General features: G+C 50.3%; 24 protein-coding genes and 1 riboswitch. Of the genes, 10 read left to right on the forward strand and 14 right to left on the reverse strand.

Annotated elements, in window-relative coordinates; genetic code table 11:
• Positions 1-607: 607 nt before the first annotated feature.
• From MAQ5080_RS15570 to MAQ5080_RS15580, 3 genes are all read left to right on the forward strand, one after another.
• Entirely contained in the window at positions 608-1,156 is a 549-nt protein-coding gene (locus MAQ5080_RS15570) for a hypothetical protein (protein WP_067212865.1), read from the forward strand.
• A 98-nt stretch (positions 1,157-1,254) separates the two neighbouring features.
• Positions 1,255-1,686 carry a GNAT family N-acetyltransferase gene (locus MAQ5080_RS15575; protein ID WP_067212862.1) on the forward strand — a complete coding sequence of 144 codons (432 nt, stop codon included), beginning with the start codon at positions 1,255-1,257 and terminating at the stop codon, positions 1,684-1,686.
• A 248-nt stretch (positions 1,687-1,934) separates the two neighbouring features.
• The gene (locus MAQ5080_RS15580; RefSeq protein ID WP_067212859.1) at positions 1,935-2,153 is read left to right on the forward strand and encodes a DUF6500 family protein; all 219 of its coding nucleotides are present in this window, start codon (positions 1,935-1,937) and stop codon (positions 2,151-2,153) included.
• 502 nt (positions 2,154-2,655) lie between these two features.
• Here MAQ5080_RS15580 and thiE read toward each other — a convergent pair.
• The 7 genes from thiE to thiD are packed head-to-tail and all read right to left on the reverse strand — an operon-like array spanning position 2,656 to position 8,036.
• The gene (thiE, locus tag MAQ5080_RS15585; protein WP_067212856.1) at positions 2,656-3,279 is read right to left on the reverse strand and encodes a thiamine phosphate synthase; all 624 of its coding nucleotides are present in this window, start codon (positions 3,277-3,279) and stop codon (positions 2,656-2,658) included.
• Between the two features lie 19 nt (positions 3,280-3,298).
• Positions 3,299-4,093, reverse strand: coding sequence for a hydroxyethylthiazole kinase (thiM, locus tag MAQ5080_RS15590; protein ID WP_067212853.1), 795 nt, complete (start codon positions 4,091-4,093; stop codon positions 3,299-3,301).
• Positions 4,090-4,764: a thiaminase II gene (gene tenA / locus MAQ5080_RS15595; RefSeq protein WP_067212849.1), complete on the reverse strand. Its 675-nt coding sequence runs from the start codon at positions 4,762-4,764 to the stop codon at positions 4,090-4,092. The genes thiM and tenA overlap by 4 nt, the downstream gene beginning before the upstream one ends.
• A gap of 9 nt (positions 4,765-4,773) precedes the next feature.
• On the reverse strand, positions 4,774-5,724 hold the full coding sequence (locus tag MAQ5080_RS15600) for an ABC transporter substrate-binding protein (RefSeq protein ID WP_067212846.1): 951 nt from the start codon (positions 5,722-5,724) through the stop codon (positions 4,774-4,776).
• Positions 5,725-5,739: 15 nt separating this feature from the next.
• Entirely contained in the window at positions 5,740-6,480 is a 741-nt protein-coding gene (locus tag MAQ5080_RS15605) for an ABC transporter permease (RefSeq protein ID WP_067212843.1), read from the reverse strand.
• The gene (locus tag MAQ5080_RS15610; protein ID WP_067212841.1) at positions 6,473-7,222 is read right to left on the reverse strand and encodes an ABC transporter ATP-binding protein; all 750 of its coding nucleotides are present in this window, start codon (positions 7,220-7,222) and stop codon (positions 6,473-6,475) included. The genes MAQ5080_RS15605 and MAQ5080_RS15610 overlap by 8 nt, the downstream gene beginning before the upstream one ends.
• Positions 7,223-7,226: 4 nt before the next feature.
• The gene (thiD, locus tag MAQ5080_RS15615) at positions 7,227-8,036 is read right to left on the reverse strand and encodes a bifunctional hydroxymethylpyrimidine kinase/phosphomethylpyrimidine kinase (protein ID WP_067212837.1); all 810 of its coding nucleotides are present in this window, start codon (positions 8,034-8,036) and stop codon (positions 7,227-7,229) included.
• 71 nt (positions 8,037-8,107) lie between these two features.
• A riboswitch (TPP riboswitch) is annotated at positions 8,108-8,206 on the reverse strand.
• Between the two features lie 1,379 nt (positions 8,207-9,585).
• On the opposite strand from thiD, the gene MAQ5080_RS15620 reads away from it, so the two are divergent.
• Positions 9,586-10,122: a GNAT family N-acetyltransferase gene (locus tag MAQ5080_RS15620; protein ID WP_067212834.1), complete on the forward strand. Its 537-nt coding sequence runs from the start codon at positions 9,586-9,588 to the stop codon at positions 10,120-10,122.
• A gap of 415 nt (positions 10,123-10,537) precedes the next feature.
• Here the strand turns inward: MAQ5080_RS15620 and secB are convergent, their stop codons facing one another.
• Genes secB through MAQ5080_RS15635 form a run of 3 tightly spaced genes read right to left on the reverse strand, consistent with a single transcriptional unit; the run spans position 10,538 to position 11,706 of the window.
• Entirely contained in the window at positions 10,538-10,999 is a 462-nt protein-coding gene (gene secB / locus MAQ5080_RS15625) for a protein-export chaperone SecB (RefSeq protein ID WP_067212831.1), read from the reverse strand.
• Between the two features lie 17 nt (positions 11,000-11,016).
• On the reverse strand, positions 11,017-11,274 hold the full coding sequence (gene grxC / locus MAQ5080_RS15630) for a glutaredoxin 3 (protein WP_067212828.1): 258 nt from the start codon (positions 11,272-11,274) through the stop codon (positions 11,017-11,019).
• Between the two features lie 15 nt (positions 11,275-11,289).
• A complete protein-coding gene (locus MAQ5080_RS15635; protein ID WP_067212825.1) occupies positions 11,290-11,706 on the reverse strand; it encodes a rhodanese-like domain-containing protein in 417 nt (138 codons plus the stop codon).
• Positions 11,707-11,804: 98 nt separating this feature from the next.
• Between MAQ5080_RS15635 and MAQ5080_RS15640 the strand changes: the two genes are divergently transcribed.
• The gene (locus MAQ5080_RS15640; RefSeq protein WP_067212822.1) at positions 11,805-12,434 is read left to right on the forward strand and encodes a hypothetical protein; all 630 of its coding nucleotides are present in this window, start codon (positions 11,805-11,807) and stop codon (positions 12,432-12,434) included.
• 39 nt (positions 12,435-12,473) lie between these two features.
• Here the strand turns inward: MAQ5080_RS15640 and MAQ5080_RS15645 are convergent, their stop codons facing one another.
• Complete coding sequence (locus MAQ5080_RS15645; protein WP_067212819.1) at positions 12,474-13,280, reverse strand: DUF1338 domain-containing protein; 807 nt, start codon at positions 13,278-13,280, stop codon at positions 12,474-12,476.
• A 202-nt stretch (positions 13,281-13,482) separates the two neighbouring features.
• On the opposite strand from MAQ5080_RS15645, the gene MAQ5080_RS15650 reads away from it, so the two are divergent.
• From MAQ5080_RS15650 to MAQ5080_RS15670, 5 genes are all read left to right on the forward strand, one after another.
• Positions 13,483-14,469, forward strand: a complete 987-nt coding sequence (locus tag MAQ5080_RS15650) for a LysR substrate-binding domain-containing protein (protein WP_231870863.1) — start codon at positions 13,483-13,485, stop codon at positions 14,467-14,469.
• A 91-nt stretch (positions 14,470-14,560) separates the two neighbouring features.
• Positions 14,561-16,090: a 2,3-bisphosphoglycerate-independent phosphoglycerate mutase gene (gene gpmI, locus MAQ5080_RS15655; protein ID WP_067212816.1), complete on the forward strand. Its 1,530-nt coding sequence runs from the start codon at positions 14,561-14,563 to the stop codon at positions 16,088-16,090.
• Between the two features lie 15 nt (positions 16,091-16,105).
• Positions 16,106-17,239 (forward strand): murein hydrolase activator EnvC family protein, encoded by a 1,134-nt coding sequence (locus tag MAQ5080_RS15660; protein ID WP_067212813.1) that lies wholly within the window; start codon positions 16,106-16,108, stop codon positions 17,237-17,239.
• Between the two features lie 25 nt (positions 17,240-17,264).
• Positions 17,265-18,542, forward strand: coding sequence for a S41 family peptidase (locus MAQ5080_RS15665; RefSeq protein WP_067212810.1), 1,278 nt, complete (start codon positions 17,265-17,267; stop codon positions 18,540-18,542).
• Positions 18,542-19,474 (forward strand): divergent polysaccharide deacetylase family protein, encoded by a 933-nt coding sequence (locus MAQ5080_RS15670; protein WP_082861153.1) that lies wholly within the window; start codon positions 18,542-18,544, stop codon positions 19,472-19,474. Before MAQ5080_RS15665 ends, MAQ5080_RS15670 begins: the two co-directional genes overlap by 1 nt.
• 95 nt (positions 19,475-19,569) lie before the next feature.
• Here the strand turns inward: MAQ5080_RS15670 and tsaC are convergent, their stop codons facing one another.
• The 3 genes from tsaC to ntrC form a co-directional block, all read right to left on the reverse strand.
• On the reverse strand, positions 19,570-20,127 hold the full coding sequence (gene tsaC, locus MAQ5080_RS15675) for an L-threonylcarbamoyladenylate synthase type 1 TsaC (RefSeq protein ID WP_197464642.1): 558 nt from the start codon (positions 20,125-20,127) through the stop codon (positions 19,570-19,572).
• Between the two features lie 85 nt (positions 20,128-20,212).
• Complete coding sequence (locus MAQ5080_RS15680; RefSeq protein WP_067212807.1) at positions 20,213-20,593, reverse strand: DUF3461 family protein; 381 nt, start codon at positions 20,591-20,593, stop codon at positions 20,213-20,215.
• A gap of 145 nt (positions 20,594-20,738) precedes the next feature.
• A complete protein-coding gene (gene ntrC / locus MAQ5080_RS15685; protein WP_067212804.1) occupies positions 20,739-22,166 on the reverse strand; it encodes a nitrogen regulation protein NR(I) in 1,428 nt (475 codons plus the stop codon).
• Positions 22,167-22,175 lie beyond the last annotated feature (9 nt).

Consider the following 22,175-nt stretch of genomic DNA (forward strand, 5'->3'; position numbering starts at 1 on the left):
TTCTTTGATGACAGATAGATGTTCGATAAGAGTCACGGAATGAAGCCTGTTTGATGAACTAATAAGCGCTACAATACAGGTTTTGGCAGGTTTGAAGCTAGTTCTTCAAAGTATGCTCGCGCCCTGAGTTCTAATCATCTTAAAGGGGCAGTTATTAATAGAGAGGCTGGTTAGAAAGTTTATTCTATCTCGTTTTCCAAACCCTGAAGCATTTGAGAAAACTCCATTTACAGCTGCTCATTGCATCGCAATAGGCGAGAGCATGTGCCTCAAAAACAAAGAACCAGAGTGGCTTTGGAGGCAAGTAAAAGAACTTAATAGCATCCGAAATAAACTTGCACACAATCTTGACTATGGAAGTGTAGAGCCTCGCGTTAAGAGCTTTATTTCTACGATTGCCAATGCTCAGAATCTAGAAAATCGGACTATAACTAGTGCGATAGCGAGGCTGTATGGCATGCTTAAAGGGCTCTGCGATTTATCTCAGAGCGATGATTTCCGAGCATTCAAAATGTAACAAGCGCATGTTGTCGGACAGGTTTTCAGTTGTGCTCTAAAGCAGCCGCAAATTCGGGCGTTAGTTGCTTTAAGAATAATAGGTAAATGCATGGATGAGAAGTTGGTATCTTTTGACCTCGAAACAGATCTAGTTACATCGTTGCGGTGCTTACTTGAGGCTTTGTCTCAAATTGAAAGAGGGCGAAACACATATTTCAAATGGGCAGTGGTCTACGGGCATAACTCACTTCAATCGGCAATGTGCTTAGCTCTCATTACATCGGACTCACGCCTCGTTAGGAAAAGAGATAAGGGTGATTTAGATAATATCGAATGGCTTTACGAAAAACTGCTGAAAGAAGACTTTCTTCCTTACATGGGTAGCCACGTCATTGATAGTCAGCGATTTGAAAAAGAAAAAATTAGTCGTTTGCAGACAGTTAGGAATACATTCATACATCAACATCCATCACTCTACATTTTTACGTTCAATGAATTAGTAGAGTTAATCCATATTTCTATTGACCTAGTTGGTTTCCTAGTCAATGAAAGTGAACGTCTAGCGATAAATTGGCACATACAATCTCAAATAAAGGATTTAGTGAGTGAGTTGAGCACGCAATTAACAAACTGTTCAAGAGAGGGACGCAACGCATAGCATTTTCACTATGCGTTGGTTTTAGTGTTCAGGGTAGTATGCGGCTTCGGTATTGTGTCGCCCACCAGTTAAACAGGCATTACCAATCCGGTTTAGTAATGAATATTGAGATTGTACAAAAAGCAGATCACCTTAAGCTGCTAGAAGTCTGGGAAGCGTCGGTTAGGGCTACGCATGATTTTCTGGCTGAAGAGGATCTACAGGAGTTAAAGCCGTTAATTCTGGACCAGTGTTTTGACGCAGTTGATTTAAGGTGCGTTAAAAACGGTGATGGTGAGATTCAGGGATTCTGCGGAGTGCATGACGGTAATATAGAGATGTTGTTCATCTCACCTGATGCGCGTGGCAAAGGAATTGGCTCCAAGTTGGTGGCCTACGCGATCAAAGAGCAGGAGGCATCAAGGGTTGATGTAAACGGGCAGAATCATCAGGCGCTAGGTTTTTACCTGCATATTGGCTTTAAAGTTACAGGACGTTCACCTCTTGATGGTCAGGGAAAGCCTTATCCGCTGCTACATATGACGCTATAGCGCAGCATTTAAGACGGATTAGCAATGTTTGGTGAGGCCTATCCCAGTTCCCGCGCACAGCGCGGTCCTACAAGAGGCAGCGTTAACTTGATTGCTTCCAAGCCTGATAGATTGCTTCCCCGAACGGAGTCGGGTCGTACAGGAGGCAAAAAAACCATAAAAAATCCGATTAAGCTACTCTAATCTGATTCTGAGCCTCAAGCTCCCGTTTCTATTCCTTATTCACCCACCAACAGGCCAACAGCACCATGACCCCAACCCTCAAAACCAAAATCCTTGAAGTCTGTGACAAAAAGATTGCCGCTAAAGGTGAGAACGTTGGCATTTCGTTCTACGCGTTTTTCAAAAACAAAAACGACGATCCTGAGCTGCTGATGGAAGCCGCGGAGTGGTGGATTAGAACCCATCAGTTAGATCATTTTGAAAAGGCGGTAAAGATCAAAGCTCTAGTTCAAGCTGGCAGATAAGCAGTTCCCGCACAGCGCGGTCCGACAAGAGGTTGCGTTAAATTGATTACCTCGAGGCCTGGTAGACAGCTTCCCCGAGCGGAGTCGGGTCGTACGGGACTTTATCCCTTCAATATTTCCAGTGACCATAGACTTGATCACGGTTCCATGCGTTTGATTCGCGCTGACGGTCGAGGGAGGTACGACCGAAGATGTGCGCAAGCGAATTGAATTGCATGGATGTTCTTGGCCAACAAATGCAGGCGCTAATACTGATTGTTGCAGAGATAGCTAGATTATTCCCGCGCGCAGCGCGGTCCTACAAGAAGCGGCGTTAATACTGATTGCCTTCAAGCCTGATAGATCGCTTCCCCGAACGGAGTCGGGTCGTACAGGACTTTATCCCTTCAATATTTCCAGCTTCCAACCTACAAAAGTTGGAGTCAAAATGACCGCTGCCGATGATGCTAGGCTAGGCGTTCCCGTGCGAAGCGCAGCTGGATAGCTTGATCACTTAGGATTATCAACGACTGCTTTGAATAATCTCCCGCAACATTTTACTGGCCTTTGTCACATCGTCTGCATGGCTAATCGCTGATACCAGCGCAATACCGTGCACGCCGGTGGCGGCGATGTCAGCAAGGTTGTCGTGACGAAGACCACCAATGGCGACGATGGGCTTATCGTAAAACGCTAAGGCATCGTTGAGGCCTTCTAGGCCCCAGTGATACTGGGTGTTGGTTTTCGTAGGTGTCGGGTAGATGGCGCTTAAGCCAATGTAATCAATCGGCAGTTGCTTGGCTTCTTCAAGCTGCTGCCAGCTTTCAATCGACAGTCCTAAGATTTTCTCTGGTCCTAGCAGGCGTCTAGCGTCCAGCGCTGGCATATCCGTTTGTCCAAGGTGCACGCCATCGGCGTTTACGGCTAAGGCAACATCGACCCGGTCATTGATGATCAGGGGCACTTTGGCGGCTTGTAAAATGGGCTGAATGGCGCGTGCACGGCGAATAAAGTCGCGCACGTCGTGATGCTTTTCCCGCAGTTGCACCATGGTCACCCCGCCAGCAACGGCTTGTGTGACGACCCGTACCAAGGTGTCGATATCTTGGTTGTCGTCGGTAACGAGATAGAGTTCGTAGGGTGACATGGTGTTTCCTTTTAAAGTATTAAGACAGTTGCGACAGCTTTAAACGCTTGCTCAGGGTCTCGGCATCGAGATTATACAAGGCATCGAGCAAGGCGGCCTGTAAGCTACCTGGGCCGTTTGCCTGTTCGGCGGCGATTTCGCCTGCCACACTCATCACTGCGGCCGCGGCCAAACCACTGGTTTCGCCAATCGCGGCAAACGCCCCTGTGATGGCACTGAGAGAACAACCTGTACCGGTTACTCTCGTCATCATCGGATGACCATTGTTAAGGGTGTAAATACCCTCAGCATTGACTATGTAATCGGTCGCGCCCGAAATGACGACTTGAGCTTGGTATTGCTCAACCAGCTGTTTGGCCGCGTCCAAGGCGGCATCGCTGGCGTCTTGTGAATCGACGCCTTTGCCCTGCGATGTCTGTCCCGCTAAGGCAATGATTTCCGAGGAATTACCGCGAATAATCAAACGCTCAGCCAGTGCGGCCAAGTGGCGGGCGCTATTGGTGCGAAGGCTGGTTGCGCCACAACCGACTGGGTCGAGCACGACCACTTTACCCGTGTCATTGGCTTGCTCCACGGCAAAGGTCATACGCTCAATCCAAGTACGATCTAAAGTACCGATATTGATCACCAAGGCTCCGGCAAAGGCCATCATTTCGGCCATTTCTTCACGGGAGTGGGCCATGATCGGCGAGGCGCCAATAGCGAGTAACGCATTGGCTGAGTTATTCATCACCACATAGTTAGTGATGTTGACCACTAAAGGCGCTTGCTCACGCAGTTGCGCCAGTGCTGTACCAATATCCTTTACATTCATAGCTGGGCTCCCGATTGGTTAAGGCCTTGCTGCCAGAAGGCGATTTCCATACGTGTGGCGGTGCGGAACGTGTCAATCAGCTGCTGACCCTTTTGGCTGTTTAGATCGATATCCGCAAGCAGTTTATTAAAGTGCGCTGCGCCATGAGCCACGTGCGTTTGAAAGTCATCACTGCTGTAGAGCTTGAGCCAAGTTTGGTAAGGGTTACCTTCCCAAACGGTGGTAGACTGATGTGCCAACTGGCGACCAATCGCAGCGTAGCCGATGGAGCAAGGGGCGAGGGCAGAATAGAGGCTAACCAAGTCACCACTCATGCCAGCGTCCAAGACAAAACGTGTGTAGGCCACGGTGCCGAAGTCCTCTGGTTCTTGCTCCATGTCCTGTTCGCTAATACCCCATTGCTCGCACCATGCCACATGGTGGGCGATCTCGCTGTTAAGCAGGGCATGAACCGTCGGTAGGGCTTGGCGCATATCCTCTAGGCTGTTGGCTTTATAAATAGCCAAGGCATAGGCTCGCACATAATGCTTTAGAAACAAGAAATCCTGTTTCAGATAATGTAGGAAGCTTTGCTTGTCTAAGGTTCCAGTTGCTAGCTGCTGCACAAAGTCGTGTTCAGTGTAGGTGTGCCATTCCTGCTGGCAAGCATCGATCAGATCTTGATACTGCATAACAGGCTCCTAGTTTAGGCTTGGCACGTAGTCTTTGGCTTTTGGTAACGACTCGATAATGCCATGCTCAAACATAAACTCGGCGTAGTCATCGTAGCGCGCCAGATCAATGGCCGCTGGGCGCAAGGCAAAGCGCGTTAGGGTGTCTTTCCAAGCGAGAGCATTCAGCTCGTTATCTAGGGTGTCTGGCGCGTAGGCGATAAATTCTTCCCAAGCGGCTTCTGGATGGTTAACGATGTAGGTGGTGGCTTTTTCTAGGGCGCGGTTAAAGGCTTGAATAGATTCCTTGTCATAGGTTTCGCTGTTCGCCACAAACACCAACTCATCGTAGGCTGGCACGCCGTGTTCCTCTGGGAAGAATGCTGTCGCGGCGTAGTTTTCAAGTTTTAGCTGATTGGTTTCAAAGTTACGCAAACCACCCCAAATCGCATCCACCTTGCCAGACGCTAGTGACGCCGATAACGACCAACCCACGTTAATGATGTCGACTTCGTCCCACATCACACCATGGTGTTTTAACATGGTGCCGACCGTGGCTTCTTCGGTGCCAGCAATGGCGATGCCGATTTTTTTGCCTTTTAAATCGGCTGGCGACTCAATCTGGCTGTCATCCATCACCATCAAAGTATTCAGCGGCGTGGCGATCAAGGTTGCAGAACGAATCAAGGGCAAGCCCGCTGCCACATCAATGGTCAACGTTGGCTGGTAAGAAATCGCCATATCCACTTTGCCCGCTGCAACCAACTTAGGCGGCATGCTTGGGTCAGCAGGCTCTTGGATGGTGACTTCTAAGCCTTGCTCAGCAAAGTAGCCTTTTTCTTGGGCAATCACGATTGGGCCGTGGTTTGGATTCACAAACCAATCGAGCATCAACGACAGTTCATGATCGGCTGCGAACAAGGAAGAGCTGGCTGAAAGGCCGAGCAGAGCGGTAGTACTGAAACGAGTAAAGGTGTTCATAGAAGTCATCCATCCTTATTGAGAATGCCAAGGTAAAGAGCGTTTTAATAACCAGTCGACGCTGAAGTACAGGGCGACTGAAAACAGAGAAAGAATAAACAGCGCGGCGAACATTTCATCGATGCGCATGCGCGCGTTGGCTTGCAGCATCAAGTAACCAAGGCCCGCGCTAGAGCCGACCCATTCACCGACCACCGCCCCAATGGGGGCAACCACAACAGCGACGCGCAGCCCTGAGCCTAAGGCTGGTAAGGCGGCAGGTAATTGAATATGCCAAAGGGTGCGCCAGCGATTGGCGTTAAGGGTTCGTGCTAAATCCAGATAGCCAGCTGGGGTACTGCGCAGGCCGTCGAAGCAGCAGGTGGTCACAGGGAAGAAAATAATAATCGCCGCCATGGCGACTTTTGAGGCGATGCCATAGTCGAGCCAGAGCATTAAGATGGGCGCAATAGCAAACACCGGAATCGCTTGGCTGGCGATCAGGATCGGCAGCAGCCATTGCTTAACCGGGCGAAACAACAGCATCAGCAAGGCAAAGCACAAACCAATGCTGACCCCAAGGGCCAAGCCGATCAGAATCTCTTGGGCGGTCACCCAAGTATGTGACCAGAGCATTGGCCAGCGCGTTAACAGCACATCCAATACCGCTAGCGGTGAGGGCAGGATAAAGCTGGGCAGCGACCAAAGACTGATAGCCCCTTGCCATAAACCGAGGATAACAAGCGTCGCCGTGATGCCCCGTAGCCAGTTAGCCATGCTCACCTCCAAGACGACGTAAGATATAGGTTTGTAGTTCGGCGCTGCGCTCATCCAATTGGCGCGGGGGATCTGTGTGTAAATCCGGCAATAGATGCGCGCTCGCCGGTGTCCCTTCCATCACATAAATCTGATGACCTAGGCGCACCGCCTCTTGTGGATCATGGGTCACCAGCAACACGGTTTTGCCTTTTAGTAGATCAAATGACAGACTTTGTAGTTTATGGCGCGTGACCGCATCTAAGGCAGAAAACGGCTCGTCCATTAACACAATCGGCCGCTCTTGCAGCAGGGTTCTGGCTAAGGCGACCCGTTGGCGCATACCACCAGAAAGGGCATGGGGGTATCGCTCGGCGTGCTCCCTAAGGCCGACTTTTTGTAGCAGTGACAGGGCTTTAGCGCGAGTGTCCTGGGACAATGAGCGCCCCTGTAAACGCTCGGCGATGCAAACGTTATCGAGCACCGATAACCAAGGCAGCAAGAGATCTTGCTGCGCCATATAGGCGATATTGCCAGACAACCCTTGGCCGTCGGCCTGGATGTCCCCTCGCCACTCGGCATCCTCTAAAAGCCCAGCGAGCTTTCTTAAAATGGAAGTTTTGCCACAACCACTTCGTCCTAATAGACAGGTCCATTGCTGCGCTGGCAGCTGCATCACCAAGTCCTGCAAAACAGGTTGCGCTTGTTTGGTGGGGTAGCGCAGGGCATTTACTTGAATGGAAATCGCGAAGCCTTGGCTCATAGGCTTAACGCTGCCATTGGTAAAAGTGGTTTACAGGGCCGTGACCTTGACCCACTGGCAATTGATCCGCGGCGGCAATGGCACCGGTTAAATAGTCTTTTGCCTGTTGCACCGCCGCTGTCAGATCCGCCCCTTGGGCGAGGTAAGAGGCAATCGCTGACGACAGGGTACAGCCCGTGCCGTGGGTGTTCTGAGTGGAAATACGAGCCGTGGTGAAGGTCTGCACATCGCTGTTGCTTAATAGCCAATCCGTGCTGTCTGGCAATTCGGCAAGGTGACCGCCTTTTAACAGCACTGCCGCAGTGGGCAATTGTTGTAAAGCTGGAATCAGATCCAGTACCGCTTGTTCAGTGTGGGGCACTTCGCTATTTAACAGTGTCGCCGCTTCAGGAAGGTTAGGCGTGATCAAGGTCGCCAAAGGCAGTAGCTCTTCGATCAGGGTTTGAATAGCCGTTTGCTGCAGCAATAAATCACCACTGGTCGCCACCATCACAGGGTCGAGCACAATCTGCTTCGGCTGGTACTGGCGCAGTTTGCGCGCCACTAACTGAATGATCTCAGAGTTGGCCAACATGCCGATTTTGACCGCTTGCACATCCAAATCAGAGAACACAGCGTCTAATTGAGCTTCAATATGAGGCAAAGGAATGGCATGGACATCGGTGACCCCAAGGGTATTCTGCGCCGTGGTTGCGGTGATCACTGTGCAGGCATAACCGCCTGTGGCAGAGATGGCTTTAATATCGGCTTGGATGCCAGCACCACCGCCACTGTCTGAGCCTGCGATGCTGAGTGTAATAGGAGTGTGAGTCATATGGTTTCCCTTAGAGCGCAAGGGAAACAGGGGCAAGATGCACAGGGCATAGACGTACTGCAGTACGCAATAAAGCTGTCCCCATAGTTCCCTACGCCAGTGCTAACTGAATCAGGTTCAACGGGTCTCGCTTAAGCGATCTCAGCATTACTGCTCCCCGACTATGTAGTCACGATGGTATCAGCTCTTCGCCCCCGACACTAGCAACCTCATTAGCTCTCGATTTCTGTAGGACCGCGCTGCGCGCGGGAACCCCTTTGCATCCTCATCGGTAGTAAGTATTCACCCCAGCTTTTGTAAGCTATGGAGCTTCCATGCAATTCAATTCGCTTGCGCACATCTTCGGTCGTGCCTCCCTCGACCGTCAGCGCGAATCAAACGCATGGAATCTCTATCAAGTCTGAAGTTATGGGAAACACTGTAGGGATACAGCCCTGTACGACCCGACTCCGTTCGGGGAAGCGATCTCGAATTCTGTAGGACTGCGCTGTGCGCGGGAACCTTTAACGCCAGCTTGTGTAGGGAGTGAGCTTCCATGCAATTCAATTCGCTTGCGCACATCTTCGGTCGTGCCTCCCTTCGACCGTCAGCGCGAATCAAACGCATGGAATCTCTATCAAGTCTAAAGTTATGGGAAACACTGTAGGGATAAAACCCTGTACGACCCGACTCCGCTCGGGGGAGTGATCTCGCATTCTCTGCAATAATCATCATTAGCTCCGGTCCTTGTAGGACCGCGCTGTGCGCGGGAACTTTTAGCGCTAGCTTACGTAGGGAATGAGCCTCCATGCAATTTAATTCGCTTGCGCACATCTTCGGTCGTGCTTCCCTCGATCGTCAGCGCGAATCAAACGCATGGAATCTCTGTTATGTTCGAAGTAATTAAAAGCATTGAAGGGATACAGCCCTGTACGACCCGACTCCGTACGGGGAAGTGATCTCGCATTCTCTGCAATAATCATCATTAGCTCTCGATTCCTGTAGGACCGCGCTGTGCGCGGGAACCTTTAATGCCAGCTTTTGTAGGCTATGGAGCTTCCATGCAATTCAATTCGCTTGCGCACATCTTCGGTCGTGCCTCCCTTCGACCGTCAGCGCGAATCAAACGCATGGAATCTCTATCAAGTCTGAAGTCGTTGGAAACATTGAAGGGATAAAGCCCTGTACGACCCGACTCCGTTCGGGGAAGCGACCTATCAACCTCAGCAATAATCATTAGCTCCGGTCCTTGTAGGACCGCGCTGTGCGCGGGAACCTTTACCCCAGCTTTTGTAAGCTATGGAGCTTCCATGCAATTCAATTCGCTTGCGCACATCTTCGGTCGTGCCTCCCTCGACCGTCAGCGCGAATCAAACGCATGGAACCTCTGTTATGTTCGAAGTGATTAGAAGTATTGAAGGGACAAAGTCCTGTACGATCCGACTCCGTTCGGGGAAGCGATCTTGAGTTCTGTAGGACCGCGCTGTGCGCGGGAACCGATAAAGTCAGTGCTTGTTGGGCTAAGATATAATGACTCTTCAATAAGGCTATGTGGTGTAAAAGGTGTCCTATGATGTATCAAGCTCTTAGTACCTCTAACCAAGCAGAGTTGGTCGAGCTCTTTTCGTCAGTGTTTAATGCCTCAGAAGGCGAACAGGAAGGGGCGATGTTGCGGCAACTGACGTCGCAGTTAGCGGCGCTGATTGATCATGATGCGGTGATGGCTTTCGGGGCGTATGAAGAGGGGACGCTTATTGGAGCAATTTTCTTTTCTCGTCTGCAGTTTGAGTCTCCTGTTTCTGTGTATATGTTATCGCCAGTGGCGGTGGCGACGGAGCAACAAGGTCAAGGGGTTGGGCAGGCCTTAATTCAGCATGGCTTGGAGATACTGAAAGAGCGCGCTGTCGAGGTCGCTATCACTTATGGTGATCCCGCTTTTTACAGCAAAGTAGGCTTTGCGCCACTGTCAGAGGAGCTAATTCAAGCCCCTGTGAAATTGTCTATGCCATTTGGTTGGCTGGGGCAATCCTTGTCTGAAAAGCCGCTTCCTAAGCTAAGTGGCCGTCCACTATGTGTGGAGCCATTCAATGATCCAAACTTATGGTGAGCTTTCCTATGTACGACCCGATTCCAATCGGGGAAAACGATCTCACATCCTCAGCGATAATCTCAATTAACCCTGATCTCTGTAGGGCTGCGCGGTGCGCGGGAATTTACCTGCAGTTTCAGCGACAGTCAGTATTAACGCCTGCATCTGTAGGCAAATGAGCTTCCATGCAATTCAATTCGCTTGCGCACATCTTTGGTCGTGCCTCCCTTCGACCATCAGCGCGAATCAAACGCATGGAAGCTTTATCAAGACTGAAGTCATTGGAAACACCTCATGAAAGGCATTTGTGGGAGTTGATAGTTCGCTTCCCCGAGCGGAGTCGGGTCGTACATGAGGCAAAACACAGCCCACAAAAAAATCCGATTGAGTTACCCCAATCGGATTTTTTATTGAAACCTTAAAGCCGTCGCGATTATTGAGTCGCTTCAGCCGTCTCGTTTTGTTGTTTCTGTAGGTTTTCTAGGTACAGCGCATCGAAGTTGATCGGAGCAAGCATCACTGGGTTGAAGCTGCCTTTAGTGATCACTGAGTCTATAGTTTCACGGGCGTATGGGAACAGTGTACCTGGGCAGAATGCGCCTAGTGCGTGGTGTAGTTGGCGCTCTTCGAAGCCAGAGATAGTGAATAGGCCACCTTGCTGAACCTGTACAAGGTAAGCAGCTTCGCCGTTGTTTTTCACGTTCACTGTGATGTCTAGTACCACTTCGTATAGGTTTTCACCTACTTGACGGCTTTTAGTGTTCAACTCAAGGCCTACTTCAGGCTTCCACTCTTCTTGGAATACAAGCGGAGAGCGTGGTGATTCAAATGACACGTCTTTTAGGAAGATACGTTGAATTTGTAGTTGTGGTTGAGCTTGGTTTTCTTCAGCCATGATAGTTCCTTGGTGTTTTAATTAGAGGCCAGCAGAGCATCAAGCTCGCCAGCATTTTCGAGCGCAAATAGGTCGTCGCAACCACCTACATGACGGTCTCCAATCCAGATCTGAGGTACCGTGTGACGGCCGCTTTTTTCCATCATTTCTTGGCGTAAAGCGTGGTTGCCGTCAACTAGAATCTCGCTGAAGTCCGCTTGCTTATATTGCAATAACTGCTTTGCTCGAAAGCAAAATGGGCAGTAGTTGCTAGAGTAAATTGTGATGTTAGCCATTGCGGACCCCTTAAATTATTTCTTCACTAGCGGTAGGCCAGCATTTTGCCATTCTGTGATGCCGCCTTGCAGCTTGTAGACATCAAAGCCTGACTTGATCAGCTCTTTCGCGCTAGAGCCGGCTGTCATACCCGTTTTACATACTAGGATGATGGGGGATGATTTGTATTTTTCTAGGGTACCTGCCGAATCTTTCAGTTTTGCTGAAGGAATGTTGATCGAACCGGTTAGGTGGCCTGTGCGAAATTCGTTCGCTGGACGGATATCGACGACTACGGCGTCTTTATCGTTGATCAAGTTCGTTGCAGCATTGGTCGACAACGCGCGTGCACCACCACGTGTTTCCACGAAAATCAGTGTTGCTGCGATGAAAACGAAGACCGCGACCATTTCCCAATGGTTTAAAGAAAATTCAATTAGTTGGTTCATCATTTGGATTCAAGCCTATAAAAAAACTGCGAAGCATTATACACGGTGAGGGAAAAGGGTACATACTAGCAAACCAGCACAGTAGAAATGGAGTGGTAGCGGTGTTTCACAAGAGTATAAAGGGCTTTTGTTGCATTCTTTTGATCGCAAGCTTGGTTGCCTGCAGTGGCGCGCCCTCGAAAAAGGAATTTAAAGCCGCTCGCAATCAGCAACAGTATGAGTTAGCGAGCTTATTAGAGACGCTGTGGCAGCGGGCACATGTTATTCCTACCTTGCAACAGGGCGCACCACTGATCAGTACTGCAAAAGCTGGGCAAGACGCCATTAATCAACAGAATCAACATAACATCGCCTTGGTGCGCACCGAGTTGGCCAAGCTCGACGCGGAACTTAAGGAGCGCAAGCGTCAACCAGAAACGGGGGATATGGCGCAGTTGATGGCCCTGTCGATTCAGGACGGTGGCCAAACGACCTACAGGGCAGAACCTTTGATCCTCTATCGTGGCGAGCAAAGCCGCTGGCGCTTGCTGTCCGAGCAAGGGGCTGAAGTATGGCTGAATGTGATCTGGAACGAACAGGGAACGTTGTATATGGAAGGGCAAGATATTGAGGACCTTAGTCCGAGCAGTCCGGATACGCCAAGAGTCTTTCAGGTGTTCTATTACGGCGGTAAGGTGCTGGCACAAGCGGCCTTGACCATCGAACTACAAACCAAAGTGCCGCGTTTATAGCGCGGCACTGTGTTCTGCTACTCCCGTCAAATAGTGCTATCAGCTCGCCGTGTTGGTGGAATCAAAAATCTTGTCGGCATTGCCTTCAATAAAGCTGTCAAACAGTTCGCCGTTAGGCTGTTGGTGGCGCAGGGCAAACTCATAGAAACAACTTGGAATAATACGCGTTTCAGCGCCTGCAAAGGTAAATTCGATCTTATCCGCCATGGTTGAAGATTGTTCCAAGTACAACTCAGGGGAGCCTTTAATCAAGCCTCCGGTTTGGTTCAAGGTGTAGCCTTCATCCAATAACAGCTGATTCACTGCTTCGATGGTGGGCGTTTGTGTCAGGTGGTTAATACTCACAGTAAAGTGGTTCGCTTGCATGCCCATGGTGCTGAGCCAAGCCGCGTACTCACTGTGTTTTTGCAGGGTCAGGTAGTCTTGCTCGGCGATCGGTTGCCAGAGGCATTTTGACCAGAATATTTCCGGCCCTTGCACCACATCGTCTGGGATCTGTGCGACCAGTTTATTAATGATGGCTTGGCAGTCTTCAGGTAGCTCTTCTGATAGCAGCTCAGATAAGAAAATCTTTGGTGCATCCGCTTGGCTTTGATGTTGGTAGCAACGGGCTTTCAAGTGCTTGTTTTCAAAACGAAACGCGCCGTAAGCAGAGTAGCCGAGGCTCGCCAGTACGGGCTCTAATTTCTCTAACGCAATCGGCGAATGGGCAAAGGTACGAAAGGCGATGTGATCGTTGATCACAGTTTCTCCGCGCTGTTTGAATAACGCTTGAATGCGCTGAGCTTGTGGGGTAACGCGAGTGTAGACCTCCCACAGGGAAGCAAAAAACTGATCGACTGACATGGCAAGTCACTCCTACTGATGGCTCCTCGTATTCTTTCAATGTAAGTGCTCTGTGCCGACTTGGCAAAAGTTTAAAACGCATCGATTGATGCGAAAAAGTCATGCTTGGTCGGTTTGACAGGCTGGGGGCATGGCGTCAGGTGAGGGCGGAATGGCATGGGAAAGTTTGGAGGTTTTCGACATAAAAAGCGAGGAACCCAGAATGACAGCAGCTTGCTTTCGCGTCACAATGGCTGAGTATTTCAATTTTATGTACAGTCATTTTTCCAATAAGTATAACTACGGTCGCCCGATGCGGAGATACATTCCATCCTCAACGGCTTTAAAGTGTTTTGAAGCCTCTGTTAGACACCTAAGCTTTACCCGAGCTGCGCAGGAGTTGCACCTTACCCAGAGTGCGGTCAGCCGACAAATTCGTAATCTTGAAGAGTTTCTGTCGCGCGATTTGTTTATTCGGCTTAATAAACGTCTAGTGCTGACCAGCACAGGCGCGGCCTACTACAAAGAAGTGGTGCCACTGCTGGATAGTATGGAGAACGCTAGCTTGCGTATGCTCTATCGTGAAGATGAAAAGACCACGTTAACCATTTCCGCCTTACCCACCTTTGCTTCCTATTGGCTGATGCCAAAATTGGCCGAGTTTGCTAAGTCTCACCCACAGTTTCAGGTCAAGGTGCGCTCGTTAGACGATGCGGTTAAGTTTAACCCAGAAGCAGTGGACATTATCTTGCATTACGGTGGGGATCATTGGCCGCGAGCAGTGAGTCATCACTTACTCGGTGAGAGCGTGGTTGCGGTGTGTTCTCCAGCGCTGATCGAAGGGCAAGGCCCACTTGAAGTGGAAGATGTACTGTCTTATCCGTTACTGCATCTATCGTCACGCATTCATGCTTGGCCCGATTGGCTAGCGGCCCATGATTTGGAAAGCGGCTCTTTGGCCGGTCCTGCGTTTGCCCACTTCCATATGTTGCTGGAAGCCGCTAAGCACGGAATGGGAGTTGCCATTATGCCGACCATTATTGCTGCGCAAAGCTTGGCTAATGGTGAATTGATTGCGCCTTTTAGTGCCGCGATTGAAACCCCTCATGAGTACCTGTTGTCGTACCCAGCGGACAAAGCAGACCTTGAGCAGGTGGTGACTTTCCGTGATTGGTTATTGGCTCAAGCGAGTGTAACGAACGAGAATTAATCTTGCTGGCAACGTCTGTTATCTGTGACGAAAGTTAAGGCTATGTTAGTATCTAACCAACTGTCTAAGTTACCTATCGGGATGAGCACTTATGAACAAAAAAACTACGGCATTGTTTATTTTGGACGGTTGGGGCTACAGCGAAACCTCAACATCAAACGCCATCGCAGCGGCACATACGCCCAACTGGGATAAGCTTTGGAGTGAGCGCCCACATACCTTGATCAAGACATCAGGTATGGCTGTGGGCTTGCCTGACGGTCAAATGGGTAACTCGGAAGTCGGTCATATGAACTTAGGTGCTGGTCGCGTGGTGTACCAAAACTTTACGCGCATTGGCAAAGCCATTGAAGACGGCAGTTTCTTTGATAATGAAGCACTCGTGACAGCGGTCGATAAAGCCGTTGCCGCAGACAAAGCGGTGCATATTTTAGGCTTACTCTCCTCTGGTGGTGTGCATTCTCATCACGAACAAATTATGGCCATGTGTGAATTGGCGGCGAAGCGTGGCGCCAAGGCGATCTACGTACACGGCTTTACCGATGGTCGTGACACGCCACCACGTTCGGCGCATACACCGATTGCACAACTTGAGAACAAACTGAAAGAGCTTGGCGTAGGTCGCATTGCTACCTTGATTGGCCGCTACTTTGCCATGGACCGTGACAATCGCTGGGACCGTGTCGAGCAAGCTTACAATGCCATTGTATTAGGCGAAGGCGCTTACCAAGCAAGCCGTGCTTTTGATGCCATTGATGACGCCTACGATCGTGATGAAAACGATGAGTTCGTCAAAGCGACGATTATTGGCGAGTCGATCAAAGTCGAAGACGGTGATGCCGTGGTGTTTGCTAACTTCCGCCCAGACCGTGCTCGTCAATTGACCCGTGCTTTTACGGATGTGGACTTCTCTGGTTTTGAGCGTAAAGCGACGCCAGCGTTAGCGGGCTTTGTGACCTTTACTGAATACGCTTCCAATATCAACGCCGCGGTAGCTTTCCCGCCAGAAGCGTTAAGCAACACCCTTGGTGAAGTGCTGTCGAAAACCGGTAAGAAGCAGCTGCGGATCGCGGAAACGGAAAAATACGCCCACGTCACCTTCTTCTTTAACGGTGGGGAAGAAGCGGTATTTGATGGCGAAGAGCGTGAGTTGATCCCATCTCCTGATGTGGCGACCTACGATCTGAAACCTGAGATGAGTGCCCCCGAAGTCACTGACAAATTGGTCGAAGTCATCGAAGCGGGCAAATACGACACCATTATCTGTAACTTTGCTAACGGTGACATGGTTGGCCACAGCGGTATCTTCGATGCGGCGGTGAAGGCGGTTGAAGCCGTCGACCTATGTCTTGGTCGTATTCTAGCTGCGCTAGAAAACAACGGCGGTCAGTGTCTAATTACCGCCGACCATGGTAACGTTGAACAGATGTTGAGCGATGATGGTTCTCAGCCACTGACGTCGCACACCATTGAGCCTGTGCCGCTTGTGATGGTTACGCCAGAAGCGAGTTGGTCACTGAAAGAGGGTGCTTTGTGTGACATTGCGCCAACGATCCTAGAAATGATGGGCATGGATGTACCAGCTGAAATGACTGGCCACAGCCTGCTTGTACGTTCGTAAACGAAGGGAATCCTTATGGGTTTAAAAGCCTGTTTGTTGATGCTCACGGTACTGCTGTCCAGTGTGAGCTGGGCGGCGGAGCCACAGACACCAGAAGAAGCACGTCAACAGATCCAAGCTTTGCAGCAGGATTTGAGCAAGTTAAACGGCTGGCTCAAAGACCTGAAAAGTGAGCGCTCAAATGTAGAGCAACAACTAGAAAGCAAAGAGCAAGCGATCCAAGACCTGTCCAAGCGTATTCTGGAGTTACAACAAAGCTTAGAGAAAGGCGCTGCTCAATTGCAAAACTTGCAAACCCAGCAGCGCAGCTTGCAGCAAAGCATTCAACAGCAATACCAACAGATAGCCGCCCAACTTCGGGCGGTTTATCGTTCTGGTAGTGACGAAGGTTTAAAATTCCTGTTGGACGACTTACCGGCAGACGAAAGCATGCGTCTGATCCACTACAACCGCTATTTCTCCACCGCCCGTCAATCACTGATCAATGGCTTTGCCTCAGAAGCGGATGACCTCAACTTAGTCGAAAAGAGTATCCGCAGCCAGCGGGCGCAAATGGCGCAAGAGCAAAGCGACCTTGAGAAACAACAAGCGCGTATCCAAGATGAGCAAGCCCAGCGTCAAAAACTGTTGGCAAAAATTGAAACGGATTTGAATTCTGGTGATCAAAGAGCTCAGCAGATTAAGAAAAACCAAGCGCAGATGCAGGCGCTGTTGAAACAACTGGAAGCGGCATTAGCGGATATACGTATTCCTGACCAAGACACACCTTTTAGTAAGCAAAAGGGAAAGTTGATTCCACCTCTTAAAGTGATTAAACGCTTACCGGATAATTCGCAAATTAACCTCGGTGGGGTGACCTTAGCGGCCCAAAATGGCGAAGAGGTGCGTGCCGTGCACCACGGTCGAGTGGTGTTTTCGGATTGGATGCGCGGTTTTGGATTTCTGTTGATCTTGGACCATGGCAGTGGCTACATGTCCCTGTACGGCTATAATCAGAGCCTATTAAAAGATGTCGGGGAATGGGTCAACGCTAACGAAATCATTGCCACAGCGGGCAGTTCCGGTGGCCGTCCTGAGAATGGACTGTTTTTTGCGATACGACACAATGGCCAGCCTTTGGCACCGATCAACTGGTTAGGCAAAGGCTAGAAAGCTTTATAAGAAGGAATGGAATATGGTTGCTATCAAGCGTCACCTAATACTGGGGGTTAGCGCTCTATTGCTGAATCAGACGTGGGCGGCTCCTGAGCCAAACACTGAGAGTGCTCCCATTCCCTTGGCGCAAATTCAAACCTTTGTGGAAACCTTTGAAACCATCAGTGCGGGCTATGTTGAGCAGCTCAACGATGAAGCCATCCTTAACAAAGCTTTAAAAGGCATGGTGTCGTCCCTCGATCCGCATTCCGAATACCTGACCAAAGCCGAAGTCCAGGACTTCGACGACCAGACCTCGGGCAACTACGCAGGTATTGGTGTCGAAGTGGAAATGGTCGAGCACAAGTTAACCGTGGTGTCGCCGATCGACGATTCGCCAGCGGCCAAAGCGGGCATTAAAGCAGGCGATGTGATCATTCGCATTGATAAGCAGCTGGTGTCCGGCATGAGCCTGCAAGAAGTAGTGAATTTGATGCGCGGAAAAATTGGCAGCTCAGTGCTGCTAGATGTCGATCGTGATGGGCAAATTAAACAGTATTCCATTAAGCGTGCCGAGATCGAAGACAGCAGTGTTAGCAGCGAATGGCTGGGCAATGACATTGCTTACATCCGCATTAGTCAATTTTTAGGCAATTCCGCTAGGGAGTTCCGTGAAAAACTGGAAGCCTTACAGGCGGAGTCAGAGATCAAGGGGCTGATCTTGGATTTGCGTAATAACCCAGGCGGGGTGTTACAAAGCGCCGTTGGCATTGTCGATACCATGGTCGATGACGGTTTGATTGTTTACACCGATGGTCGTCATGAGTACTCGAAAAGCCAGTTTAAAGCCAGCCAAGCAGGGACCATGTTAGCCAGTGCGCCATTGGTGGTGTTGGTCAATGAGGGCTCTGCATCCGCCTCTGAGGTGTTGGCAGGCGCGATTCAAGATCATCAGCGTGGCTTGGTATTGGGCACTGAAACCTTCGGTAAAGGTTCGGTGCAAACCGTGGTACCTCTGAGCAGCGGTGCGGCGGTGAAGTTGACCACCGCACTCTATTACACGCCGAATGGTCGCTCGATTCAGGCGCAAGGCATTATGCCAGACATGGTCATTCCTGAGGCTAAGGTTGAAGTCGAAAAAGGCCGCTTCTTTATCAAGGAAGCCGAGCTAAAAGGCCACTTAGGCAATGGTACTGGCGGCAAAGAACGCACCAGTTCCGATGTGGACAGCAAGCTGAATGAGCTTGCCATGAGTGATTTTCAATTATTCCAAGCGCTTTCCATTCTCCAGAGCGCCCAGCAGTTTTTGGTTAAGTAATGCAACAAAGCTTTTCAAGGTGGGGCTTGGCCGGTTTGTTACTGGCCAGCTTCCATGCTCCTCTGCATGCCGATATTGAGGATGCAGAATCGATTCCATTTCCCGTTCTAGACGCTACACCTTCTGACAAGAGCAGTGTATTTCCCTATCTGACTCCGCGCTCAGATGATGCCCCTCAATGGCCGCCACTGTTTAAGTCACCAGCGCCTGAGACGCTGCCAAGGGGGCCTGTTGCCAGCAAACGCATTGCACCGATGTCAGAGATGGACGCGTTACCCGCTCCGCCTAAGATTGCGGTGATTATTGATGATGTGGGCTATAACCGCCGTGGTATGGAGGAAACGCTGGCGTTGCCACTGCCAGTGGTCCTAGCCATCTTGCCGGAAACTCCCTATGCCAAGAAAACCGCTCAGCGTGCGCACTTACAGGAGCGTATTACCATTTTGCATGCGCCCATGGAGAACGAACGTGAACTGAAGCTGGGGCCTGGCGGTTTGTATGTGCGTATGGAGGAAGAAGAGTTTAAGCAAACACTCAGAGCGGACCTCGACAATGTGCCCTATGTAAAAGGGGTCAACAACCATATGGGGTCCTTACTCACCACCCAGGGCCAGCATATGGCTTGGGTGATGGATATTATGACTGAGCGCTCACTATTTTTCATTGATAGCCTCACCAGCGCGCAAAGTGTCGCCCATACTCAGGCCAGCGAACGTGGCATTCCTACCCTGATTCGCGATGTGTTTTTAGACAATGTGCGTACTGAAGAAGCCATTCATCGACAATTCCAGCAGTTGTTAACGCGGGCTCATCAGCGTGGTTCTGCGGTTGCCATTGGCCACCCTTATCCTGAAACCACTGCGTATTTGCAGCAGCGCCTGAATCAGCCGCTTTCGGCGCAATTAGTGACCATTGATCACTTGCTGAAGTGAGCTAGCGCGGCGTCACGCAGTGGCTGAAGGCTCTCGCTTCATCAAAAGACAGGGCAGGGAAAGGCTGAGGCATTTCCCTGTGCGAGAGTGTTAGCTTAAGCGCGAAATTGCTTGCCGGATAACAGGTCCAGCACCTGTGATGGTTGCGCCTCTTGCCCTAATGAGGCATCAAAAATGGCATCCAAGGCATCACCAAAGTAAGCTATGACTTCTTCTTTGGAACGTGCAGGGTCAAGGCCCGCTGGGTTTGCTGAGGTTGAGACTAACACGCCATCGTAGGCGCAGCACAGATCTTGTACTGGCTCATGTTGGCTTAAGCGAATCGCTACGCCGGGGTGTTGCCCACGTACCCAATCTGGGGTGATTAAGGTATCTGGCACGACCCAAGACGTCGGACGCTCGGTCACGGAAATAAGACGTGTGAATTCGGCTGGCTCGAGGATTTCTTGCCAAGGGCTAAGGTGTTGCGCTGCACCAGCAATTAAGATCAGGCCTTTTTCAACTGGGCGCGACTTGAGCGCTAGGATGCGCTGCACGGATTGTTCGTTAAATGGATCGCAGCCCAACCCCCATACTGCTTCAGTGGGGTAAGCAACCACTCCACCTTGGCGTAAGATGTCTGCTACTTGTGCTGCATCAGAGGTAATCAGCATGAGTGTTCTCCGTTATTTTTTAATGCACGGAGTGTAAAACTTTCCTCGAAAAACGGCCATACGCGGTATGACCGTCACAACAAGATTAGGACATTTTCTCGATTTTTTCTTTGATTTCGCTGATTTTGTTCGCCACCACTCGTTCTAGGTGCTCAAGTTCATTGAGTAGGTCTTCTTTGCTTTGTTTGTCTTCAAACTCTTGGCCTAGTAAGCGACTCAGTTCGTCTACCGCACGCAATACCACCAAAGAAGGTTCACTGACTTCACGGTATTGTTGTTTACCGCCATCCGCTAACACAGTGCGGGTTGCACGGCCAAACTTGAACTTCTTACTTTTTGGTAGCAAAGAGCCTTTTTCACGACGATAGTAGATCTTTAATACATCAAAACCACCTTCGTAACGAAGGGTGTATTTTTCGATATTATCGAAGCTGGTGATGCCCATCGACTCGAGTGTTGGGAACATAAAAAAGTCCTTATGTGAATGACGTGTTGAGACTCTTTATGTAATGAGATTGTTGCCAGAAAAGCAAGTAAAACTAGGGGCTATTTGACTAAAAACGACGTCATGGCGGGGCTCGCCATGACGTGTTTGTGTGGCAGGTTAACGCTTATTCGTCATCGTTATCTGAATGATCAATGCCCAATTCTTTGATCTTGCGGGTAAGCGTGTTGCGTCCCCAACCCAGTAACAAGGAAGCATCACGGCGACGACCAGCGGTATGGGTGAGTGCGGTTTCGATCATGATGCGTTCAAACTTGGGTACCACCTGTTCTAGAATGCCTTTCTGGCCACCGCTTAAAGCGCTGTCGACCCAGTTTTTCAAAGCGTCTTCCCAAGAGCCAAATGGGCGCTCTGAAGGTGGTGTGTTCAATAGCTCTGGTGGCAGGTCTTCGATCAAGACTTCGCGACCAGAAGCCATGACGATCAACCAGCGACAGGTGTTCTCCAACTGACGTACGTTGCCTGGCCAATCCAAACGGCTCATATAGTTTTCCGTGTCTTTGGTCAGTATTTTCGGTTCCACGTGCAACTCTTCTGCAGCGCGACTTAAAAAGTGACGTGCCAGCTTGGGAATGTCTTCACGACGTTCCGCCAGTTTTGGCAGATGGATACGGATGACGTTCAGGCGGTGGAATAAATCTTCGCGGAACGAGCCCTTGGTGACCAGGCCTTCAAGGTCTTGGTGGGTCGCGGCGATGATGCGCACATCCACTTTTACTGGGGTATGACCGCCAACACGGTAGAACTCACCATCGGCCAGTACACGCAGCAAGCGGGTTTGTGTTTCCGCTGGCATATCGCCGATTTCATCGAGGAATAGGGTGCCGCCATTGGCCTGTTCAAAGCGTCCACGGCGTTGCGTATTGGCGCCGGTAAAGGCGCCTTTTTCATGGCCAAACAGCTCAGACTCGATCAAGTCATGGGGAATCGCTGCCATGTTTAACGCAATAAAAGGATTGGACGCCCGAGGACTGTGACGGTGTAGTGCTTGGGCAACCAGCTCTTTACCAGTACCGGATTCGCCATTGATCAAGACAGTGATGTTGGAATTGGCGAGACGGCCGATGGCACGAAATACTTCCTGCATCGCTGGTGCTTCGCCGATGATTTCTGTTTGCGCCAGGGGCTCGGCCTCTTCGGGAATTACTTCTGGCTTAGATTTGTTATGGTGCAAGATGGCACGCTTAATCAAGCTGACCGCTTCTTCCACATCGAATGGCTTAGGGAGATACTCGAAGGCACCACCTTGGTAAGAGGCTACGGCACTCTCTAGGTCTGAGTGGGCCGTCATAATGATCACTGGAATGTAGGGGTGATCCTTCTGTAGTTGGCTCAGCAGGGTTAGACCATCCATTCCTGGCATGCGGATATCGCTGATGATCACAGTTGGCTGTTCTTTGCCAATCATGTTGGCTAACGCTTCCGCGGATTCAAACAGGCGGCATTGAATGCCTTCTTGTTCTAAGGTTTTCTCGAGTACCCAACGAATTGAGCGGTCATCGTCGACGATCCATACCGTTTCTTGTTGTGACATGTGTTCCTC

Origin of the sequence: Marinomonas aquimarina, assembly GCF_900089755.1 — a bacterium.
Classification (GTDB): Bacteria; Pseudomonadota; Gammaproteobacteria; order Pseudomonadales; family Marinomonadaceae; genus Marinomonas; species Marinomonas aquimarina.